General features: G+C 74.5%; 20 protein-coding genes. 6 read left to right on the top strand and 14 right to left on the bottom strand.

Annotated elements, in window-relative coordinates; all coding sequences use genetic code 11:
• Positions 1–2: 2 nt before the first annotated feature.
• Positions 3–332 carry a hypothetical protein gene (locus ACIPYS_RS04445; RefSeq protein ID WP_400742999.1) on the top strand — a complete coding sequence of 110 codons (330 nt, stop codon included), beginning with the start codon at positions 3–5 and terminating at the stop codon, positions 330–332.
• A 147-nt stretch (positions 333–479) separates the two neighbouring features.
• On the opposite strand, the gene ACIPYS_RS04440 is transcribed toward ACIPYS_RS04445, so the two are convergent.
• From ACIPYS_RS04440 to ACIPYS_RS04420, 5 genes are all read right to left on the bottom strand, one after another.
• Positions 480–731 carry a hypothetical protein gene (locus tag ACIPYS_RS04440; protein ID WP_400742996.1) on the bottom strand — a complete coding sequence of 84 codons (252 nt, stop codon included), beginning with the start codon at positions 729–731 and terminating at the stop codon, positions 480–482.
• A gap of 363 nt (positions 732–1,094) precedes the next feature.
• Positions 1,095–1,820 (bottom strand): NPCBM/NEW2 domain-containing protein, encoded by a 726-nt coding sequence (locus ACIPYS_RS04435; protein WP_400742993.1) that lies wholly within the window; start codon positions 1,818–1,820, stop codon positions 1,095–1,097.
• A gap of 178 nt (positions 1,821–1,998) precedes the next feature.
• Positions 1,999–3,009 carry an NADPH:quinone oxidoreductase family protein gene (locus ACIPYS_RS04430; protein ID WP_400742990.1) on the bottom strand — a complete coding sequence of 337 codons (1,011 nt, stop codon included), beginning with the start codon at positions 3,007–3,009 and terminating at the stop codon, positions 1,999–2,001.
• Positions 3,006–3,884 carry an SDR family oxidoreductase gene (locus tag ACIPYS_RS04425; RefSeq protein ID WP_400742987.1) on the bottom strand — a complete coding sequence of 293 codons (879 nt, stop codon included), beginning with the start codon at positions 3,882–3,884 and terminating at the stop codon, positions 3,006–3,008. Before ACIPYS_RS04425 ends, ACIPYS_RS04430 begins: the two co-directional genes overlap by 4 nt.
• Positions 3,881–4,639, bottom strand: coding sequence for an SDR family oxidoreductase (locus tag ACIPYS_RS04420; protein WP_400742984.1), 759 nt, complete (start codon positions 4,637–4,639; stop codon positions 3,881–3,883). Before ACIPYS_RS04420 ends, ACIPYS_RS04425 begins: the two co-directional genes overlap by 4 nt.
• 257 nt (positions 4,640–4,896) lie before the next feature.
• Between ACIPYS_RS04420 and ACIPYS_RS04415 the strand changes: the two genes are divergently transcribed.
• Positions 4,897–5,526, top strand: coding sequence for a TetR/AcrR family transcriptional regulator (locus ACIPYS_RS04415; protein WP_400742982.1), 630 nt, complete (start codon positions 4,897–4,899; stop codon positions 5,524–5,526).
• A gap of 33 nt (positions 5,527–5,559) precedes the next feature.
• Here the strand turns inward: ACIPYS_RS04415 and ACIPYS_RS04410 are convergent, their stop codons facing one another.
• Positions 5,560–6,453, bottom strand: coding sequence for a class I SAM-dependent methyltransferase (locus ACIPYS_RS04410; protein ID WP_400742979.1), 894 nt, complete (start codon positions 6,451–6,453; stop codon positions 5,560–5,562).
• A 145-nt stretch (positions 6,454–6,598) separates the two neighbouring features.
• The gene (locus tag ACIPYS_RS04405; RefSeq protein WP_400742978.1) at positions 6,599–6,943 is read right to left on the bottom strand and encodes an ArsR/SmtB family transcription factor; all 345 of its coding nucleotides are present in this window, start codon (positions 6,941–6,943) and stop codon (positions 6,599–6,601) included.
• A 157-nt stretch (positions 6,944–7,100) separates the two neighbouring features.
• Between ACIPYS_RS04405 and ACIPYS_RS04400 the strand changes: the two genes are divergently transcribed.
• Positions 7,101–8,375, top strand: coding sequence for an MFS transporter (locus ACIPYS_RS04400; RefSeq protein WP_400742975.1), 1,275 nt, complete (start codon positions 7,101–7,103; stop codon positions 8,373–8,375).
• Here ACIPYS_RS04400 and ACIPYS_RS04395 read toward each other — a convergent pair.
• Entirely contained in the window at positions 8,346–9,062 is a 717-nt protein-coding gene (locus ACIPYS_RS04395; RefSeq protein ID WP_400742972.1) for a ScbR family autoregulator-binding transcription factor, read from the bottom strand. The genes ACIPYS_RS04400 and ACIPYS_RS04395 overlap by 30 nt on opposite strands.
• A gap of 327 nt (positions 9,063–9,389) precedes the next feature.
• On the opposite strand from ACIPYS_RS04395, the gene ACIPYS_RS04390 reads away from it, so the two are divergent.
• A complete protein-coding gene (locus ACIPYS_RS04390) occupies positions 9,390–9,977 on the top strand; it encodes a TetR family transcriptional regulator (protein ID WP_400743935.1) in 588 nt (195 codons plus the stop codon).
• Between the two features lie 85 nt (positions 9,978–10,062).
• On the opposite strand, the gene ACIPYS_RS04385 is transcribed toward ACIPYS_RS04390, so the two are convergent.
• The 6 genes from ACIPYS_RS04385 to ACIPYS_RS04360 all read right to left on the bottom strand — a co-directional run bounded on the left by ACIPYS_RS04385 (position 10,063) and on the right by ACIPYS_RS04360 (position 16,423).
• Entirely contained in the window at positions 10,063–10,935 is an 873-nt protein-coding gene (locus ACIPYS_RS04385) for a lysozyme (RefSeq protein ID WP_400742969.1), read from the bottom strand.
• 440 nt (positions 10,936–11,375) lie between these two features.
• Positions 11,376–11,726: a hypothetical protein gene (locus tag ACIPYS_RS04380; RefSeq protein ID WP_030396522.1), complete on the bottom strand. Its 351-nt coding sequence runs from the start codon at positions 11,724–11,726 to the stop codon at positions 11,376–11,378.
• A gap of 289 nt (positions 11,727–12,015) precedes the next feature.
• The gene (locus tag ACIPYS_RS04375; RefSeq protein ID WP_400742964.1) at positions 12,016–13,104 is read right to left on the bottom strand and encodes a glycerate kinase; all 1,089 of its coding nucleotides are present in this window, start codon (positions 13,102–13,104) and stop codon (positions 12,016–12,018) included.
• Positions 13,101–13,937: a sugar phosphate isomerase/epimerase family protein gene (locus ACIPYS_RS04370; RefSeq protein ID WP_400742962.1), complete on the bottom strand. Its 837-nt coding sequence runs from the start codon at positions 13,935–13,937 to the stop codon at positions 13,101–13,103. The genes ACIPYS_RS04375 and ACIPYS_RS04370 overlap by 4 nt, the downstream gene beginning before the upstream one ends.
• A gap of 103 nt (positions 13,938–14,040) precedes the next feature.
• Entirely contained in the window at positions 14,041–15,189 is a 1,149-nt protein-coding gene (locus ACIPYS_RS04365; RefSeq protein WP_400742959.1) for a dihydrodipicolinate synthase family protein, read from the bottom strand.
• A gap of 82 nt (positions 15,190–15,271) precedes the next feature.
• A complete protein-coding gene (locus ACIPYS_RS04360; RefSeq protein WP_093863504.1) occupies positions 15,272–16,423 on the bottom strand; it encodes a Gfo/Idh/MocA family protein in 1,152 nt (383 codons plus the stop codon).
• A 118-nt stretch (positions 16,424–16,541) separates the two neighbouring features.
• On the opposite strand from ACIPYS_RS04360, the gene ACIPYS_RS04355 reads away from it, so the two are divergent.
• Entirely contained in the window at positions 16,542–17,552 is a 1,011-nt protein-coding gene (locus tag ACIPYS_RS04355) for a LacI family DNA-binding transcriptional regulator (protein ID WP_400742956.1), read from the top strand.
• A 282-nt stretch (positions 17,553–17,834) separates the two neighbouring features.
• Entirely contained in the window at positions 17,835–18,620 is a 786-nt protein-coding gene (locus tag ACIPYS_RS04350; RefSeq protein ID WP_400742953.1) for a DUF4239 domain-containing protein, read from the top strand.
• Positions 18,621–18,628 lie beyond the last annotated feature (8 nt).

Below are 18,628 nucleotides of genomic sequence, written 5' to 3'. Positions count from 1 at the left end.
CCATGCGTCGTCTCCGCCTCGCCATGCTGGCCGCCGCCGCGTCCACCGCCCTCGTCGTCGCCCTCCCCACCTCCGCCAACGCCGCCGTCGGTGAGTTCCTCTACAAGGTCGGCCCCGGCCTGCCCCACGGGCTGACCGACCCGCCGAGCGAGGAGTGCCTCAACCTGCCCGGCGCCACGGACGAGGAGCCGGGCCACTCGCCCCGGAACCTCACCCTGTCGACCGCCACGGTCTTCCTCGACTTCAACTGCGAGGGCGACGTCTACTACGTGATGAACCCCGGCAAGATCCTCGGCCCGAGGCTGAAGCTGCGCTCCGTCGTCTTCTCCTGACACGCAACCCCCAGGACGGCCCGGCGTTCACCGCCGGGCCGTTCCCGTAGGCCCAGGGCCACGATCCAACAATCGAACGCAGAAAGGTGGCCGACGCCCCCGAACGGGCACCGGCCACCTTCGCCGATTCGGTCCGGCTGGGTCCGGCTAGTTGGGGGTGCAGACGATGCCGCTCACGAGGCCGCCGACCGGACCGATCGCCAGAAGAAGACCCTCAAGCGGGGTGGTCGCGCAGGGGATGGGACCGTCGGCCGGCCGCGCAGCGCCAGTGCTCGGCAAACTGGAGCTGCCGACCGTCGCGGCGTCGGCGGTGGTGGCCGCACCGACCAACGGGACAGCGCCCATGGCCAGCAGGAGAACGGACGAGGCAACACTGCGGCGTATCTTGGAAGCGGACATCACTGCTCCTCACCATTGGGGCGAACCGGGACGGTTCACAATCATCCAATCGACTCGACGGAGAACCGCACCCCGCGCGTCCCGGTCGCTGCTCCGAACGAGCTACAACGTCATCCCTCGCCGCCGGAGCGCTCCCGAAGCACCGCCGGTCCGGCGGACGGTCCAACAGTCCCGACGGTCAAGATCAGCTGTGGACGTTCCTCCGACTCGCGGGCAGGGTCCTCCGGCTCGCCCCGGAATGGGCAGCGTCGTGATCCGGACGGAGCCGATGAACCCTTGACCCCGCTCGTCGGATGTCGGACGGTTGCCAGGAGTACGCGGAAGCGCGTGTTCTCGTCGTCGGCATACCGACCGAACCGGGCTTCAGGGTGCCAGAAGCGGGTTGCCGAGGACGAGGCTGCCCATGTGGCAGCCGGTCACCGTGTCGGCAAAGCGGATGGACAGCCGCAACCGGCCCTTCACATCCAGGCTGAGTTCCTTGGGCTTTCCGAGGTTGACCTCTCCGGTGAAGATCGATTCACCGTCGGCCAGGATGTCGAGCCGGGACGCCGTATTGGCGGAGTAGTCGTCAATGCCGGCGGTCAACGTCAGGGTGGCCCACTGGCGGCCGAGATTGTACTCCGCCGAGCCCGAGCAGTTCGAATCGGAACCGTCGGGCACCAGGGCTGTCTCGAATCCCTGGCTGTTCAGGGTCCCGCTGCCCACCTTGAGCCATGCGTACTTGCCTTTGGCGACCGGGTTCATCGTCGTGAGCAGCAGGGGTTTGCTGCTCGGGCTCGGCGTACCGTCCGGGCCGCCGCTCGGCGAACCCGTCGGCAGGGATGCCGCTACCGACGGGGGAGGCGCGGTGACCGTCACGGTGACCGCGGGCTCCGGGACGGAGACCGTCTTCGTCACGGTGGGTCGCGCCGCGGTCGGTGAGTTCGCTATGACCGGGAGGCCCAGGTAGCCGAAGAGCAGGCCGACCAGTCCGGTGCCCGCCGTGATCAGCGCGGCAATGTCACCGAGCGGGCGCCTGGACCGTTCAGCCGGAGTCTCACCTCGTGCTCCTGACTCTTGACCGTCGGCGTGCGGCGTTGTCGGTTGCACTCGCTCCCCCTTGTGAGCAGTCCACTTGCTCACATGATGATGACTTCCTGAATGACCGTCAAAGAACCTTGTCTGCAGCTGTAATCGGGGGAAAGGTCCAGCATGGGTGTTGCGACGATCCCCAGAACCCGAGGAGTGCGGCGGGGTCCCTCGATGTGCCGGCGAAGGCCCCGCCGGGTCACGGCAGCACCACCAGCCGTCCGGTGGTTGTTCCGTCGGCGACCCGCTGCACGGCGTCCGGTACGGCCTCGAACGGGAGCCGGCCGGTCACCAGGGGCCGCACGACGCCCTTGGCGGCGAGCGCGCTGAGCTCCCGGTGGACGGCGCGGACCGCCTCGGGGTCGCGGGTCTGATAGAGGCCCCAGTGCAGGCCGAGGATCGAGTAGTTCTTCACCAGGGCGTGGTTGAGCGTGGGTGCCGGGATGTCGCCGCCGGCGAAGCCGATCACCACGATCCGGCCCTCGAAGGCGACGCAGCGGGTGGAGCCGGTGTAGGCCGCGCCGCCGACCGGGTCGAAGACCACGTCCGCGCCGCGGCCGCCGGTGGCGGTCCGGACGGCGGTGACGAAGTCCTCGGTGGTGCGGTCGACCACCAGGTCGGCGCCCAGCGCGCGGGCGGTGGCCGCCTTCGCCGCGCCGCCGACCACGGCGATCACCCGGGCGCCGGCCGCCCGGCCGAGCTGGACGGCGGCGCTGCCGACCCCGCCGGCCGCCGCGTGCACCAGCAGCGTCTCGCCGGGGCGCAGCGCGGCGCGCCGGTGCAGGGCGAACCAGGCGGTCTGGTGGCCGATGTGCAGGGCGGCGGCCTCCGCGTCGTCCAGGGAGTCGGGGGCGCGGAAGGCGGCGGCCGCGTCCAGCAGCGCGTACTCGGCGAACGCGCCGTGCGGGAGGACGGGGGTGCCGATCAGCCGGTCACCGGGCCGCCACCGCTCGTCCGGGGGGTTGCCCGGCTGCTCCGGAACGGGTCCCTGGTCGGCCACCTCGCCGCACAGCTCCACCCCGGGGGTGAACGGCAGCGGCGGCCGCACCTGGTACTGGCCCCGGACCAGCAGCGCGTCCGGGAAGTTGACGGCCGCCGCCCGGACCCGGACCAGCAGTTGTCCCGGGCCCGGGACCGGGCGCGGCGCGTCCTCGGCGAGCCGAAGCACCGCGCGCGGTTCGCCCGGCTCGGGTACCTGCCAGGCCCTCACAGCGCCCCCTCCTGCTCCAGCTGCCGCTGGAGGCGGTTCATCCCGGCCAGCCAGCGGTCCGGCTCCCCGGCGCGCGCGGTGTAGTAGTCGGCCACCTCGGCGTGCGGCAGGACCAGGAAGCGGTCCGCCGCCAGGGCGTCCAGCAGGGCCGTCGCGACCTCCGCCGGCTCCAGCGCGGTGGGGGCGAGCAGCGTCTCGCCGACCGCGCCGGTGCTCGCCAGCATCGCGGTGCGCACGCCCTGCGGGCAGAGCGCGTGCACCCGGAGCCCGCGGTGCCGGTAGGTGGCGGCGAGCCACTCGGCGAAGGCGAGCGCGCCGTGCTTGGTGACGGCGTAGGGGGCCGAGCCGAGCATGGTGAGCAGGCCGGCCGCCGAGACGGTGGCGACGAACCGGCCGCTGCCGCGCTCCAGCCAGTGGGGGAGCAGCAGTTCGGCGGCCCGGACGTGGGCGAGGACGTTGACCTCCCAGGCGGCTGCCCAGGCCTCGGGTGCGGCGTCCGCGCCGCCGGCCGGGGCGACGCCCGCGTTGGCGCACCAGATGTCGAGTTCGGCGCCGTGCCGGGCGAGCGCTCCCCGGGCGGAGTGGACCAGGGCGGCCAGCCCTTCGGCGGAGGCGGCGTCGCCGGGGACGGCGGAGCCGCCGCAGTCGGCCGCGACGGCGCGGGCCGCGGTACCGTCGAGGTCGTTCACCACCACCCGGGCGCCGGCGGCCGCGAAGGCGCGGGCCACGGCGGCGCCGATGCCCCGGCCGGCACCGGTGACGACGACGCCCTGGCCGGCGAACGGCCGGGCGGCGGGGGCGGAGGCGGTCCGGGCGGGGGCGGCGACCGGTGCGTCGGCAGGGGTGCCGCTCGAGGTGCCGTTCGGGGTGCTCACAGCCCGCCGCCGAGGGTCACGCCGCCGTCCACCACCACGGTCTGGCCGGTGATCCAGGCCGCGTCGGGGGAGAGCAGGAAGGCGACCGCGCCCGCGACGTCCTCGGGCAGCCCGAGCCGGCCGAGCGGGTAGGCGGCGGCGACCTGCTCCTCCCGGCCCTCGTACAGGGCCTCGGCGAACCGGGTCTTCACGACGGCGGGGGCGACCGCGTTGACCCGGATGCCCTGGGGCCCCAGTTCGGCGGCGAGTTCGGTGGTGAGCCGGATCAGTGCCGCCTTGGACACCCCGTACATGCCGATGCCGAGCGAGGAGCGCAGACCGGCCACCGAGGCGACGTTGACCACCGAGCCGCCGTGCTCGCCCATCCAGGCGGCGTGCGCCCGGCGGGTCCAGGCGAGCGGCGCGAGCACGTTGACGGCGAGGATCTTGGCGGCGGCGGCCTCGTCGACGTCGAGGACCGGGCCGTACACCGGGTTGATGCCGGTGTTGTTGACCAGGTGGTCGAGCCGCCCGAAGGTCGCCACGGTGCGGGCGACGGCCTCCTCCTGGTGGGCCGGGTCGTCGGCGCGGCCTGCGACGCCGATGGCGACCTCGGGTCCGCCGAGGTCCTGGACCGCCTCGGCGAGCGGCTCCGCGTTGCGCGCGGTCAGGCACACTCTGGCCCCCCGGGCGACCAGCTCGCGTGCGATGCCGAGGCCGATGCCCCGGCTCGATCCGGTGACGACGGCCACCCGGCCCTTGAAGGAGTGCACCACGGGGATCCTCTCGGCGTGGACGGCGACCGGCCGACGGGCCCGGTGGCTCGGCTGCCGGTGGAGCGACTGCTGACTAAGCGCTTGCTCAGCATGGTGTCGGTGCGACACCCTGTCAACAGCCCCTGGGAGCGCGTCCGGGTGGGTGTCCGGCTGGGTTCCCGGCTGGGTGCCCGGCTGGGTCTCCCGTCCTCCGCCGGCCCGGCCCCGGGCGAATGCCCGTACGACCGCCCGGACGACCGATCTGCGAGGATGGCGCCATGACCAGCACGCCCATCGCCGAGCTGTGGCCCACCCTGCCCGGCGGCGCCGACACCCGCCCGGAGGCGGTGTACCGGCTGCTCCGGGCCGCCGTCGAGTCCTTCGCCGAGCGCGGATTCCACGCCACCACCACCCGGGACATCGCCACCGGCGCCGGGATGAGCCCGGCCGCGCTCTACATCCACTACCCCTCCAAGGCGGCCCTGCTGGCCGAGATCAGCCGGGCCGGTCACGCCGCGGCGCTCTCCCTGGTCCGGGCGGCGGCGGCCGGCGAGGGCGACCCGGTGGCCCGGATGCGGCGCCTGGTCGAGGACTTCACCGCCTGGCACGCCCGGGCGCGGACGGTCGGCCGGGTGGTCAACTACGAGCTGCACGCGCTCCCGGAGGACGACTACGCGGCGGTCGCGGCACTGCGGCTGGACATCGAGCGCGAGGTCACCGCGCTGATCGAGGAGGGGCGCGCGGACGGCCTGTTCGAGGTGGCCGAGGTACGGACCGCGGCGCGCGCGGTCACCTCGCTCGGGATCGACGTGTCCCGCTGGTACACCGACCGCAGCAGTGAGCCGCCCGAGGAACTCGGCCGCCGCTACGGCGATCTGGTGCTCCGGATGCTGGGCGCCGGGCGCTGACCCCCGACCGCCGGAGGGCGAACGCCGCGCCGGTCAGCCGTCCTTGACGGCGGTGTGCACCATCCACGCGACGTGGTGGCGCAGTTGGTACATCTCCACGGTGGAGCGCAGCCCCAGCCAGTGCTCGGTCACGCCGAGGCGGCGCAGCAGGGCGTACGGCAGTCGGAAGTACCCGTACAGGGCCTCGGTGGTGGGCAGGTAGTAGGGGGTGGCGTCGAGCTCCTCCTCCAGCCGGAAGCCCGCCCCGGTGACGAGTCCGCCCAGGGTGCGGGTGGTGTAGCGGCGGGCGCCGGGCAGCACCATCGCGTCCAGGTACGGGTCCAGCAGCGCCTGTTGGGTGTTCGGCATCTCCGCGCGCGGGACGGCGGCGGGGCCGAGCAGGACCAGCCGCCCGCCCGGTCGCAGCAGCCGGTGGAACTCCGCGAGGGCGCGCGCCGGGTCGTGGGCGTGGCAGAGCGTCTCCATCGAGTAGACGCCGTCGAAGGAGCCGGCGGGCAGGTCCAGCTCGTGGAAGTCGCCCCAGGCGAAGGCGGTGCGGTCCTCCAGCGCGGCCCGGGCGCTCAGCCGGCGGGCCTCCCGGACGTGGAAGTCCATCAGGTCGACGCCGGTGACCCGCAGGCCGAAGCGGGCCGCCAGCTGGCGGGCGACGACGCCCGAGCCGCAGCCGGCGTCCAGTACCCGGGCGCCGGGCGGCAGGGCGAGCTTGCGGCCGAGCACCCCCTCCAGCTGCCGTTGCGCCCGCCAGCAGCGCCATTTGGACTGGCCGGGCTCGGTCCAGCCCCAGTGCCGGGCCCGCCGGCAGACGAGGGTGTAGAAGAGCCGGTGACCGGTGGTGCCGTAGACCCGGCGCAGGCCCTCCAGATCGAGCCCGCTGCCGGCCTGTCCGCCGGTCCGCCCGCCGGCCTGTCCGCCGACCTCACCGATCATCGCGCCCGCCCGGCCTTTCGCTGGTCCGCGCCCTCGCCGTCCCGGTCACGCTACCGAGCGGGCGGCGCGGGCGCCGGTCCGGTGCGGCCGGACGGGCGGCGGGACCGCGTGGCGGGACCGTGCGGCGGCCCGGTCCGGGCGGGGCTCAGCCTGCTCCGGTCGGGGCGGCGGCCCGGGTCGCGGTGAGCAGGGCGTCGAGCAGCCCGGGGAAGCGCGCGTCGAGGTCCGCCCGGCGCAGCGAGACGTAGCGGTTGCGGCCGGCGACCCGGGTGGTGGTGACACCGGCCTCGCGCAGCACCCGCATGTGGTGCGAGACGGTCGATTTGTGCAGGTGCTCGAGGCCGAGGTGGCGCGGGTCGCAGGAGTGCTCGGCGCCGTCGGCGTAGCTGGTCAGCAGGCGCATCCGGACCGGGTCGCCGAGTGCGTGCAGCACGGTGACCAGGTCGATCTCGGTGGCGGTGGGCTGGGGCAGCCGCTCGTCTTCGGTCATGGCCGGCGGCCTCCTCGGGGCTCGGGCGGCGCTGGTGCGACGCGAACGGGACGGTTTGACAATCATCCACCAATCCGTACTGTTTGGCGAGCATCAAACTGTTGCCCATCCGTCCAACAACAGTGTTCCGCTGCCGTCCGCTCCTGGGGGGAACCACGTGCCCGTCCGACTGCTCCTGCTGGCCCTCGGCACCTTCGCCGTCGGCACCGACACCATGGTCATGGCCGGCATCCTCGGTCCGATCGCCGAGGACCTCGGTGTCACGGTCGCCGCCGCCGGCCAACTGGTGACCGTCTTCGCCCTCGGCTACGCGCTGCTCGCCCCGCCGCTCGCCGCGCTCACCGCGCGCTGGCCGCGCCGCCGGCTGCTGCTCACCGCGCTCGCCGTGTTCGCCGCCGCCAACGCGCTCAGCGCGCTCGCCCCCTCCTACGGGACCCTGCTCGCCACCCGGGTCCTGGCCGCCGCGGGCGCCGCGCTCTACACCCCGACGGCCAACGCCGTGGCCACCACCCTGGTCGCCCCCGAGCGGCGCGGCCGGGCACTGGCCACCGTGCTCGGCGGCATGACGGTCGCCACCGCGCTCGGCGTCCCGCTCGGCACCTGGATCGGCCGCACCGACTGGCGCCTCACGATGTGGCTGGTCACGGCCCTCGGCGCGGCCGCCCTGGCCGGACTCGCCCTGCTGCTGCGCGACCTGCCGGCGCCCGTCGCCGCACCCGGACTGCGGGACCGGCTGGCGCCGCTGCGCGACCGGCGGGTGCTCGGCGCCGCCTCCACCACCCTGCTCTTCTTCCTCGCCTTCCAGACCGTCTACATCTACCTGGCCACCGCGATCGCCCCGGCCACCGGTGGACGGGCGGACCGGCTGAGCCTGGTGCTGCTGGTCTCGGGCCTCGCCTCGGTGGCGGGCAGCTGGCTCGGCGGTCGCCTGGTCGACCGCGTCGGCGTCCGGCGGGTGCTGCTCACCGGCAGCACGGTGGCGGCGCTCGCGTTCGCCGCGCTCCCGTGGGCGGGGCGCTCGATGCCGGGCGCGCTCGCCTACGCCGCCGTCACACCGCTGGCGGGCTGGGCGGTGTCGGTGGCGCTGCCGCACCGGCTCGCCTCGCTCGACCCGGGCGGCGCCCAGCTGCTGATCTCGCTCAACAGCAGCGCCCTGTACCTGGGTACGGCCGCCGGCGGGGCGGTCGGCAGCGCGGCCGTCGCGCTGTTCGGCGGGCGCTGGTTCCCGCTCGCGGCGGCCGTGCTCGCCCTGGTGGCCGCGGCCACGGCCCACGCCGGTACCCGGGCCGGGGCCGGTGCCGTGGCGGGTGCCGGGACGCCGGCAGGCGGTGGCGGTGCCCCGTCCTCGTCGCCCGCCCCGGCCCCGGTCCCGTCCGCGTCGTCGGCCCCGGTCCCGGCCGGGTCAGTCCGCGCGGATCGCCCGGAACAGTAACTCGGCCGTCTCCGCCCAGTGTTCGACGATGTCCGCCCGCTCGTGCAGGACGTCCGAGATGTGCTGGGTGCCGAAGAGCGCGGCCACCAGCGACCGGGCCGCGGCCCGGGGCCGGATCCCCGCCCGCAGCTCGCCCAGCGCCTCGGCGCGGGCCAGCAGTCCGGCCAGCAGCTCGGTCCAGTCCACGTACGGCGTCGGCAACTCGGCATCGATCTGCGGGCGTTCGACCTGCAGCCGGGTGCCCGCCCGGACGAGGATGTCGTCCCGGAAGGCCAGCACCGCACCCGCCAAGAGGCGTTCCGCGGTCTCCAGTGGTCCGTGCCCCTCCGCGGTGACCGCGGCCAGCAGCAACGGCCAGCGGGCGTAGTGCTGTTCGACCACGGCGACGGTCAGCGCCTCCTTGGTCGGGTAGTGGAAGTAGACCGCGCCCTTCGTCATCCCCACCCGGTCGGCAACCTCCTGCACCGAGGTGTGCCGGAAGCCCCGGGCCGTGAACAGTTCGGCGGCGGCGGTGAGGACGAGCAGCCGGGTGCGGGTGGCCCGCTCCTGCTGGGGATCGGGACCCCGCCGGGTGACGATCGGCCGGACCCGGAACGGGCCGGGCGGTTCGGGTCCGGTCCCGGTCCGGGACGGGCTTCCGGTCTCGGCTCCGGCGCCGGGTCTGCTTCGGTGATCGGGCTCGGGCACGTTCGGCTCCTCGGTGGTGGGGGCGGGAGTTCGGTGTGTGGGGGGCTCCGCTGCAGGGCCGTCGACCCGCGTCCGATGGCGGCGTTTTGGACAGGGCGGCGGGAATCCCGCCTCGACGCCAATCCTTCCGGAAGGTAGGTTCCTGAGCCGGGACGCCCGCGACGGTGCCGCAATGCAGCCGGCCCGTGCGGGAGTTCGCGACCTCGGGGGAGGAAGCACCGATGAATGTTCCCGGTCGGACCTGAACGGAACCGGGCGGTGACCGTGCCGGCCCGGGAACATTCCCTCGCCACGGAATGTTCTCCGAACCCCGAGGAGGACCGCGTGATGAAGCAGCAGCGGGCCCGGCGTACGCGGGAGAAGGTGCTCGACGCCGCGGCCGAGGAGTTCTCCACCCAGGGCTACAGCGGGGCCACCCTCAACGCGGTGGCGCAGCGCACCGGCATGACCAAGGGGGCGCTGTACGGGCACTTCGACTCCAAGCGCGCCCTCGCGGGCGCCCTGGTCTCGCAGTCCCGGCAGGTCTGGGAGGAGATGCGGCTGACCCGCGACGTCCCCGGCGCCGGGGCCGCCGACGTCCTGGAGGCACTCGTCCTGGACCTCGCCCAGCGGCTGAAGGAGGACGTCCGGCTGCGCGCGGCCCTCCGTCTGGCCACCGACGTCCCGGACCCGGCCGCCCCGGCGGCGGACATCTTCTCGGACGTGCAGCGCGGCCTGGTCACCCTGATCCGCCGGGCCCAGGGCGAGGGCAGCATGGCACCCCGCCCGCCCGAACTGGTGGCCCAACTCCTGCTCGCCGTCCTGCACGGCGCCCCGCACGTCGCCTTCGGCCCCCCGGACGCGACCCCCGACGACCCGACCGCCTACACCGAGGCCTGGCGCATCCTCCTCGACTCCCTCACCACCGTGCCCTGACTCCTCACCGCCGCGCCCTGCGCGTTCCCGCTGTGCCGCCCGGACCGGTCCGGGCGGCACAGCGGGAGGGGTGCCGGGACGGGCCTCAGCCGTTGGCGAGGGCCTGGACGCGGTCGAAGGCGCCGTTGAAGAGGTTCTGGTCGCCGGGGAAGGTGCCGGAGTCGGCGTGCTGCCAGATGGTCTGGTAGCTCCAGCCGGCCGGGAGGGTGCCGACGGCGGAGGCGTAACGGGCTATCCAGAGCGGGTTGGTGGCGCCGAAGGAGGCGTTGTTGCCGGTGCAGGTGGCCCACCAGTTGGTGGTGGTGTAGATGGTGGGATAGCGGCCGGTGCGGGAGTGGACGGTGTTGCTGAAGGCGCGGATCCAGCTCACCATGGCGCTCTGGCCGAGGCCGTAGCAGGTGGCACCGTAGGGGTTGTACTCGATGTCGAGGGCCGGCGGGAGGGTCTTGCCGTCGCGGGACCAGCCGCCGCCGTGGTCGACGAACCAGTTGGCCTGCGCGGTGCCGGAGGAGCGGTCCGGCAGGGCGAAGTGGTAGGCGCCGCGGATCAGCCCGGCGTTGTAGGAGCCGTTGTACTGCTGGGTGAAGTACGGGTTGGTGTAGGTGGTGCCCTCGGTGGCCTTGACGTAGGCGAAGCGGGCGCCGTTGGCGCGCACCGAGGGCCAGTTGACGTTGCCCTGGTAGCTGGCGACGTCGAGCCCGGGTGTCTGGGTGGCGGCGAGGGCGGCGAGCGGGGCGGTGCCGTCGCGGCCCTCGTGGGCGGCCACGGTGGAGCCGGCGAAGTCGAGCTCGGGGTGGATCGGGGGCAGGTGGCCGCCGGCCGCGTGCGCGGGGGCGGCGATGCCGACGGCCAGGGCGACGGCGGTCGCGACGGCGGCGAACGCCCCGAGCCGGTGCTGCCGGGGCTTCCGGAGGACGCTGGTGCCGGAGGGGCGGGCGGAGCGGGAAGTGCTGGGCATGACACTCCTCTGGTCCGGTGCTGACGTCCCGTGGGGCGGGTGCGGACTGCGGGACGGCCGGTGACGGTGTCCGGCCGCAGCAGGGTAGCCATGTACGTGCCAGCCCGCCAGGTATCGGTGGCCACATTCCGACCGGGGGTCACAGGGGAATGGTTCCGACCACCCGGACGCCTCGTATCCGCAGGACCGGTGCCCACCAGGGGCGGGGCTGCCGGGCCCGGGGCAGCGAGCGGTGCGGGGACGCGCGGGTCCGCACTCCCGCGCCGCCCGGGCTTCGCACGCAGGTCGGACGTTGGTCGTCCTTTCTTCGCGTTGCCCGCAAGTCCTCTGCTGCTCACGGGAGATGCCGGACGCCCGGCCGGGAAGCCCCGGCCGGGCGTCGGTCCCGCGCGGTACCCGGACCCCGGGACGTGTCACCGGGGCCCAGGAACGCCGCTGGATCAGCCGATCAGGTGCGAGACACCGCCGTCGCCGGAGGACTGGGTGTTGTGGCCGACGTTGCAGATCTGCTTCGGGGTCTTGTTCAGGACCGGGACCTCGATCGGGACGGCCACGCCGATGACGGCGCCGACCGCGATGTTGTGGACCTCCGGGAGGCAGATGTTCGGGTTGTCGAGGGTGTGGAAGTTGGCGCTGTGGTCGCCGTGGGTGCCGGTCTGGTTGGTCCCGCCGTTGCCCTGGGACGAGACGGCGGCGCCGTCCGAGTCGGCGATGGCGAAGGCCGAACCGGCGGACATCGCGATGGCAGCGGCGGCCAGGCCGGCGGCGGCGGCGAAGGTGTTCTTGAACATTTCCGCATTCCTCTCAAGATGAACTCGAAGCACTGGTCGACCCGGTGGTGGTCGACAGTGCGCCGGCTGAAGGTGCTGCACGCCCTGAACCGGTTGCAATCACTGCTGTCCGGATCAAAGAACGGCGGTCCGGAAAGTTACGACCTGCGGCGGAACCGGCCACCACCGACACCCGCACGGCTGAGCCGGGCCCGGCAGGGTGACGTCTGCCCCCTCACCGACCACCCCGCCGACGCCGTCGCCGGGCCCCTTCACCGGCCCCCTCGTCGGGCCCCCTCGGCCGTGTGCGTCAGCGCGCCGCGCGTCCGACCGAGTGGGCCAGGTGCCTCCCGGCCAGCTCGAGCCAGTGGGCGGCCCGCCGTTGTGCGTCACCGCTGTCACCGGCCAGGGACAGCAGGGTGAGCGCCCGGTGGTCGGTGGAGTCGCCCGCGACGACGCGCACCGGCACGGCGGCGCGCCGCGCCCGGGCCATCACCTCGCCGACGGCCTTGCCGAGCAGGCTGGTGGCGTCGAAGCGGCCCTCACCGGTGACCACGAGGTCGGCCCCGGCGATGGCGGCGTCCAGGCCGAGCAGGTCGGCGACGGCTGCCGCGCCCGGGGTGATCCGGGCGCCCCAGGCGGTGGCGAGGCCGTAGGCGGTGCCGCCGGCCGCTCCGGCCCCGGGCTGGTCCGGGTCGCCGCCGAGCAGCCCGGCGTAGCGGCGCAGTCCGTCCTCCAGCAGGCCGATCTCGGCGGGACCGGCGCCCTTCTGCGGGCCGTAGACGGCCGCCGCGCCGTCGGGGCCGTGCAGCGGATTGGTGACGTCGGTGAGCAGTCGCACGCCCCCGGGCGGGCCGGGGCGCAGCCGGCGGGTGTCGATCCGCCAGGCCGCGGAGAGGGCGCCGCCGCCGTCGGGCAGCGGGGCCCCCGAGGGGCCGAGGACCCGGAGGCCGAGTGCGGAGAGCAGCCCGGCCCCGCCGTCGGTGGAGGCTGAGCCGCCGAGGGCGACGGTCAGCGCGGTCGCGCCCGCGTCCAGCGCGGCGGCGATCGCCTCGCCGGTGCCGCGGGTGGTGGCCGCGAGCGGTGCGGGGCGGCCCTCGAGCAGGGGGAGCCCGCTGGCGGTGGCGAGTTCGACGAGGGCGCTGCCGTCGGGGAGCAGCAGGTAGCGGCCCGGGACGGGGCGGCCGTCGGGGCCGGTGCAGCCGGGGACCTCGTGGACGGTCGCGCCGGGGTGGGCGGTGGCCACGGCGTCGAGGGTGCCCTCGCCGCCGTCGGCCATGGGCAGCGACAGGAGTTGGTCGCCCGGCCGTACCGAGTGCCAGCCGTCGGCCAGGGCCCGGGCGGCCTCGGCGGCGGTGGCGGTGCCCTTGAAGGAGTCGGGGGCGAGGACGATCCTCATGCCGGGACCACGTGGGTGAGATGGCGTTCGGCGAGGGTGCGCAGGGTCCGGTCGCCGGGGGTGTCCCAGATCTGCTGGTTGAAGATCTCGACCTCGATCCAGCCGGTGTAGCCGGCGGCGGAGACCTGGTCGGTGAGGGTGCGGAAGTCGATGTGGCCGTCGCCGACGTGGCCGCGTCCGAGCAGGACGTCGGCCGGGAGCGGCAGGGTCCAGTCGCAGACCTGGTAGGAGGCGATGCGGCCCTCCCGGCCGGCGCGGGCGATCTGTTCGGGGAGCTGCGGGTCCCACCAGACGTGGTAGCTGTCGACGACCACGCCGACCTGGGTGGCGGGGTGGGGTGCGGCGAGGTCGAGGGCCTGGCCGAGGGTGGAGATGACGGCGCGGTCGGCGCAGAACATCGGGTGCAGCGGCTCCAGAGCCATCCGGACGCCGAAGTCGCCGGCGTGCGGGGCGAGTTCGGCGATCATGTCGGAGACGGCGCGACGGGCGCCGACGAGGTCCCGGCTGCCGTCGGGGAGGCCGCCGACGACCATGACCAGGGTGTCGGTGCCGAGTTCGGCGGCCTCCTCGATGGCGCGGAGGTTGTCGGCGAGCGCGGCCCGTCGTTCCTCCGGCCCGGTGGCGGTGAGGAAGCCGCCCCGGCAGAGGCTGCTGACGGTCAGTCCGGCATCACGGCAGAGTTTGGCGGAGCGGGCGAGGCCGGTCTCGGCGACCTTGTCCCGCCACAGGCCGATGGCGGGGATCCCGGCGTCGACGCAGCCCTGGACGGCTTCGGGCAGGCTCCAGCGCTTGGTGGTGATCTGGTTGAGCGACAGGCGGGAGAGTCCGGTCACGGCGCCGGGCTCCTTTCGGGCAGGGGAGGGCGAAGGCAGGGGAGGAGAGGGACGGGAGGTCAGGGCGGAGAGGTCAGGGCGGAGAGGGGAGGCCGGTCGCCGCTCAGCCGAGCGGGGCCGCCACGGCGAGGTAGCGCCGCATCCGGTCGGCCGCGAGATCGGGGTCGGGCAGGATCCCGGCGGCGTCGGCGAGGCGGAACAGCTCGACCAGGTGCGGCACCGAGCGGCCGCTCTGTGCGCCGCCGACCATGGTGAAGTGGTCCTGGTGCCCGGCCAGCCAGGCGAGCAGGACGATCCCGGTCTTGTAGTGGTACGTGGGGGCGGCGAACAGGTGCCGGGCCAGCGGCAGGGTCGGCGCGAACAGCGCGTCGTAGCGGTCGAGGTCCCCGGCGTCCAGGGCGTGCAGCGCGGCGGCGGCGACCGGGGCGATCGGGTCGAAGACGCCCAGCAGGGCGTCGCTGTGGCCGTGTTCGTCGCCGCGGATCAGTTCCGGGTAGTGGAAGTCGTCGCCGGTGTAGAGGCGGACCCCGGCGGGCAGGGCGCGGCGCAGCGCGATCTCGCGGTCGGCGTCCAGCAGCGAGACCTTGATGCCGTCGATGCGGTCGGCGTGCTCCCCGATGAGTTCCAGCACGGTGGCGGTGGCGGCGTCGAGGTCGGTGGATCCCCAGTAGCCGGCCAGGGCCGGGTCGAACATCTCGCCCAGCCAGTGCAGGACGACCGGCTGCTCGGCCCGGCCGATGATCCCGCTGTAGACGCTCAGGTAGTCCTCGGGGCCGCGGGCGCCGGCGGCCAGGGCGCGGCTGGCCATCAGGATCGGCCGGGCGCCGGCGGCCTGCACGACGTCGAGCTGCTCCTCGTAGGCGGCGGCGACGGCGGGGAGGGCGTGGGTGCCGGGCGCGAGGTGGTCGGTGCCGACGCCGCAGGCGAGAAGTCCGCCGGTGGCGCGGGCCTCGGCGCCGGAGCGGGTGATCAGTTCGCGGGTGGCGGGCCAGTCGAGGCCCATGCCGCGCTGGGCGGTGTCCATGGCGTCGGCGACGCCGAGGCCGAGGGACCACAGGTGGCGGCGGAAGGCGAGGGTGGCGTCCCAGTCGACGGCCGCGGGTGCGCCGGGGGCGTTGTCGCCGAGCGGGTCGGCGACGACGTGGGCGGCGGCGTACACGACGCGGCCGGCCGGCGGCTCGGCGGCGGGCGGGAGGCGGGGCGGCTCGGACATCCGGTGGCGGCCGTGGCCGGGCAGGTCGATCTCGGTCATGGTGTCAGCAATCGGGTCGGGGTGCGGGTGGGAGCAGGGCGGGAGCGGGAGGAGCCGGGGCGGCGGGAGCCGGGCGCGGGGGTCAGAGGGCGAGGTCGGGCACGTCCAGGCGGCGGCCCTCGCGGGCGGAGCGCAGGCCGAGTTCGGCGAGCTGGACGCCCTTGGCGCCCTCGAGGAGGTCCCACCGGTACTCGGAGCCGGTCACCACGTGCCGCAGGAACAGCTCCCACTGGACCTTGAACCCGTTGTCGAACTCGGCGTTGTCCGGCACCCGCTGCCACTGGTCGCGGAAGGACTCGGTGACGGCCAGGTCGGGGTTCCAGACCGGCTTGGGGGTGGCGGCCCGGTGCTGGAAGCGGCACTCGCGCAGTCCGGCGACGGCGCTGCCCTCGGTGCCGTCGACCTGGAACTCGACCAGCTCGTCGCGGTCGACGCGGACGGCCCAGGAGGAGTTGATCTGGGCGGTGATGCCGCCCTCGAGCTCGAAGATGCCGTAGGCGGCATCGTCGGCGGTGGCCTCGTAGGGGCGGCCCTGCTCGTCGACCCGGGTGGGGATGTGGGTGGTGGTGTGGGCGTAGACGGAGCGGACCGGGGCGACGATGCCGTCCAGCACGTAGCGCCAGTGCGGGAACATGTCGAGGACCATGCCGCCGCCGTCCTGGGCGCGGTAGTTCCAGGACGGCCGCTGGGCCTCCTGCCAGTCGCCCTCGAAGACCCAGTAGCCGAACTCGCCCCGCACGGACAGGATCCGGCCGAAGAAGCCGCTGTCCACCAGGCGCTTGAGCTTGAGCAGGCCGGGCAGGAACAGCTTGTCCTGGACGGCGCCGCTGCGGACCCCGGCGTCGCGGGCGAGGCGGGCCAGCTCCAGCGCGGCGTCCAGGGACTCGGCGGTGGGCTTCTCGGTGTAGACGTGCTTGCCGGCGGCGACGGCCCTGCGGATGGACTGTTCCCGGACCTGGGTGAGCTGGGCGTCGAAGTAGATCTCGGCCAGCGGGTGGGCGAGAGCCTCGTCCAGGTCGGTGGTCCAGTGGGTGAGCGCGTGCCGGTCGGCGATCTCCTCGAGCTTGCGGGCGCTGCGGCCGACCAGGATCGGTTCGGGCCACAGCACCTCGCCGTCGCCGAGGGGCAGTCCGCCCTGCTCACGGATGGCGAGGATCGAGCGGACGAGGTGCTGGCGGTAGCCCATTCGACCGGTGACACCGTTCATGACGATGCCGATCACCCTGCGGGACATGGTGGACCTTCTTTCGCGGGGAGCTGCGCGGGATTCTTGGTAAGCGCTTTCCGCCGGGTACGTTACGAGCATGCCGAACCCGAGGTCAACCACCCGTGCCACCCGTTCCACCGGTGCCGTGACGCTGCAGCGCGTCGCGGAGCACGCCGGGGTGTCGATCGCCACGGCCTCGCGGGTGCTCCACGGGGGCACCCGAACCGTGGGGGAGGAGCTGCGCCGCAAGGTGGAGGACGCGGCGCGGGACCTCGGCTACGTCTCCAACGCGCCCGCGCAGGCGCTGGCCCGCTCCTCGACCTCGGTCGTCGGCCTGGTCGTCCACGACATCGCCGACCCGTACTTCGCGGCGATCGCCGCCGGGGCGATGCGGGCCGCCAAGCGGCACCGGCTGATGGTGATGATCGCCGCCACGTTCGGCGACCCCGAGCTGGAGATCGAGTACGTGCGGAGCCTGCGGGCCCAGCGGGCGCGGGCGGTGCTGCTCGCCGGCAGCGGCGTCGCCGATCCGGACCTCACGGCACGGCTGGCGGCCGAGCTGGACGCCTTCCGGGCCGACGGCGGCCGGGTGTCCTGCATCGGCGAGCGGGGTGTCGAGCCGTACGTGCCGCTCGACCACACCGGCGGGGCCGAGCGTGCGGCCGCCGAGCTCTGGCAGCTCGGGCACCGCCGGATCGGCGTGGTCGCCGGTCCGGAGCGCCTGGTGACCGTGCGGCGGCGGCTCGCCGGGATCAGGGCGGCGTGGTCCCGCCTCGGTGGTGAACTCCCGGACCGCCGCGTCGTGTTCGCGGACTTCACCCGGGCCGGGGGTCGGGACGCGGCGCTCGGGCTGTTCGCGGCCGAGCCGGGGGTCACGGCGGTGCTCGCCCTGAACGACGTGATGGCGGCGGGTGTGCTGGCCGCCGTCCAGGACGACCTGGGGCGGAGCGTCCCGGCGGAGGTCTCGGTGGTCGGCTTCGACGACGTCCCGTTCGCGGTGGACCTCCGGCCGTCGCTGACCACCGTCCGGCTGCCGTTGGAGGAGGCGGGGGAGCGGGCGGTCCAGCTGATCGCGGACGGCGCGTCGCCCGCCCGGCAGGCGCCGCTGGGCGTGGCCCTGGTGGTGCGCGGCAGCACGGGGCCGGTCGCGGGCTGACGGGCGGGCCCGCGGAGGCGTGGATAGCGCTTACCAGAAGCGGGAGCACCTCCCGGCGACCCGGACCCGGGCAGGGGGAGCGCCGAGGGGCCCGAGCCCTCGGTCGCGGCGCGTCCCGGGCACGGATCCTCCCGAAGCCGGGACGCCGGGTGTCACACGGTTGCCCGTCGTCCGGGGCGGCACGCGGCTCGGAGCGGCGGATATCCCGAGCGGGTGGCGGTCGACCGCTCATGATGGCTGCGGGTGGCCCGCCGGGGCCCGGTCCGCGAGGAGTGCAGGCAGGTGGATCTGTGGCTGCTGAACCACGTCCCGACCGTGCCGCTGGCCGCACTGGTGGTGGGAGGGTTCGTGCTGGTCGCGCTGGGGAGCAGCGTGCTGGCGCTGCGCCGGTTCCCGGAGCTGGCGGACGGCGAGTACAACGACATGGCCGGGGTGCTGCTGGGCATGTTCGGGGCGATCTACGGCATCATCCTGGCGTTCGTCGTGGTGAACCTGTGGACCGAACTGCACGACGCCGGGCACATCGTGGCCACCGAGGCGAGCGCGGTCTCGCAGATCGTGCGCGACGCCGAGGCGTTCCCGCCGGCCACCCGCGACGCGGTGCACGCGGCCGTGCACGACTACGTGCACGCCGTGGTGGAGGACCAGTGGCCGCTGATGCGGGAGGGGCAGGGGGACTCGGCGGTGACGACCCGGGCGGTGGACGGCATGTACCGGGTGTTCGTCGGGTACCAGCCGGAAACGCCCGCCGAGGAGGCCTTCTACGGCAAGGCCCTGGACAGCCTCAACGAGGTCGCGGGCCTGCGGCGCAGCCGCCTCGCCGACAGCCGGGGGAGCCTGCCCGAGCTGCTGCAGGCGTTGATCTTCGGCGGTGCCGTGGTGATGACCGCGCTCGCCCTGATGTACGGGGTGCGCGACCGGCGGGCCCGGCTGCTGTTCGTCGGCACGGTGGCCACGCTGATCGGCTTCAGCCTGCTGCTGGTGGTCGTGCTGGACCGGCCGTTCTCGGGGGACCTGAGTGTGTCCCCGCAGCCGTTCAAGGAGAGTGCCCTCGCCCGGTTCTGGTAGCGAGGGCA

The sequence above is a fragment of the Kitasatospora sp. NPDC089913 genome (assembly GCF_044748625.1).
Lineage (GTDB): Bacteria > Actinomycetota > Actinomycetes > Streptomycetales > Streptomycetaceae > Kitasatospora.
The sequence above is the reverse complement of the archived record's forward strand: the minus strand, read 5'-3'. Positions and strand labels throughout refer to the sequence as shown.

What these genes read in the sequence shown, in the direction of transcription:
- ACIPYS_RS04380 (WP_030396522.1), bottom strand. Translation starts at nt 11,726, where the DNA reads ATGTTCAAGAACACCTTCGCCGCCGCCGCCGGCCTGGCCGCCGCTGCC.
- ACIPYS_RS04360 (WP_093863504.1), bottom strand. Translation starts at nt 16,423, where the DNA reads ATGTCCCGCAGGGTGATCGGCATCGTCATGAACGGTGTCACCGGTCGA.
- ACIPYS_RS04445 (WP_400742999.1), top strand. Translation starts at nt 3, where the DNA reads ATGCGTCGTCTCCGCCTCGCCATGCTGGCCGCCGCCGCGTCCACCGCC.
- ACIPYS_RS04375 (WP_400742964.1), bottom strand. Translation starts at nt 13,104, where the DNA reads ATGAGGATCGTCCTCGCCCCCGACTCCTTCAAGGGCACCGCCACCGCC.
- ACIPYS_RS04385 (WP_400742969.1), bottom strand. Translation starts at nt 10,935, where the DNA reads ATGCCCAGCACTTCCCGCTCCGCCCGCCCCTCCGGCACCAGCGTCCTC.
- ACIPYS_RS04405 (WP_400742978.1), bottom strand. Translation starts at nt 6,943, where the DNA reads ATGACCGAAGACGAGCGGCTGCCCCAGCCCACCGCCACCGAGATCGAC.
- ACIPYS_RS04415 (WP_400742982.1), top strand. Translation starts at nt 4,897, where the DNA reads ATGACCAGCACGCCCATCGCCGAGCTGTGGCCCACCCTGCCCGGCGGC.
- ACIPYS_RS04390 (WP_400743935.1), top strand. Translation starts at nt 9,390, where the DNA reads ATGAAGCAGCAGCGGGCCCGGCGTACGCGGGAGAAGGTGCTCGACGCC.
- ACIPYS_RS04440 (WP_400742996.1), bottom strand. Translation starts at nt 731, where the DNA reads ATGTCCGCTTCCAAGATACGCCGCAGTGTTGCCTCGTCCGTTCTCCTG.
- ACIPYS_RS04410 (WP_400742979.1), bottom strand. Translation starts at nt 6,453, where the DNA reads ATGATCGGTGAGGTCGGCGGACAGGCCGGCGGGCGGACCGGCGGACAG.
- ACIPYS_RS04365 (WP_400742959.1), bottom strand. Translation starts at nt 15,189, where the DNA reads ATGACCGAGATCGACCTGCCCGGCCACGGCCGCCACCGGATGTCCGAG.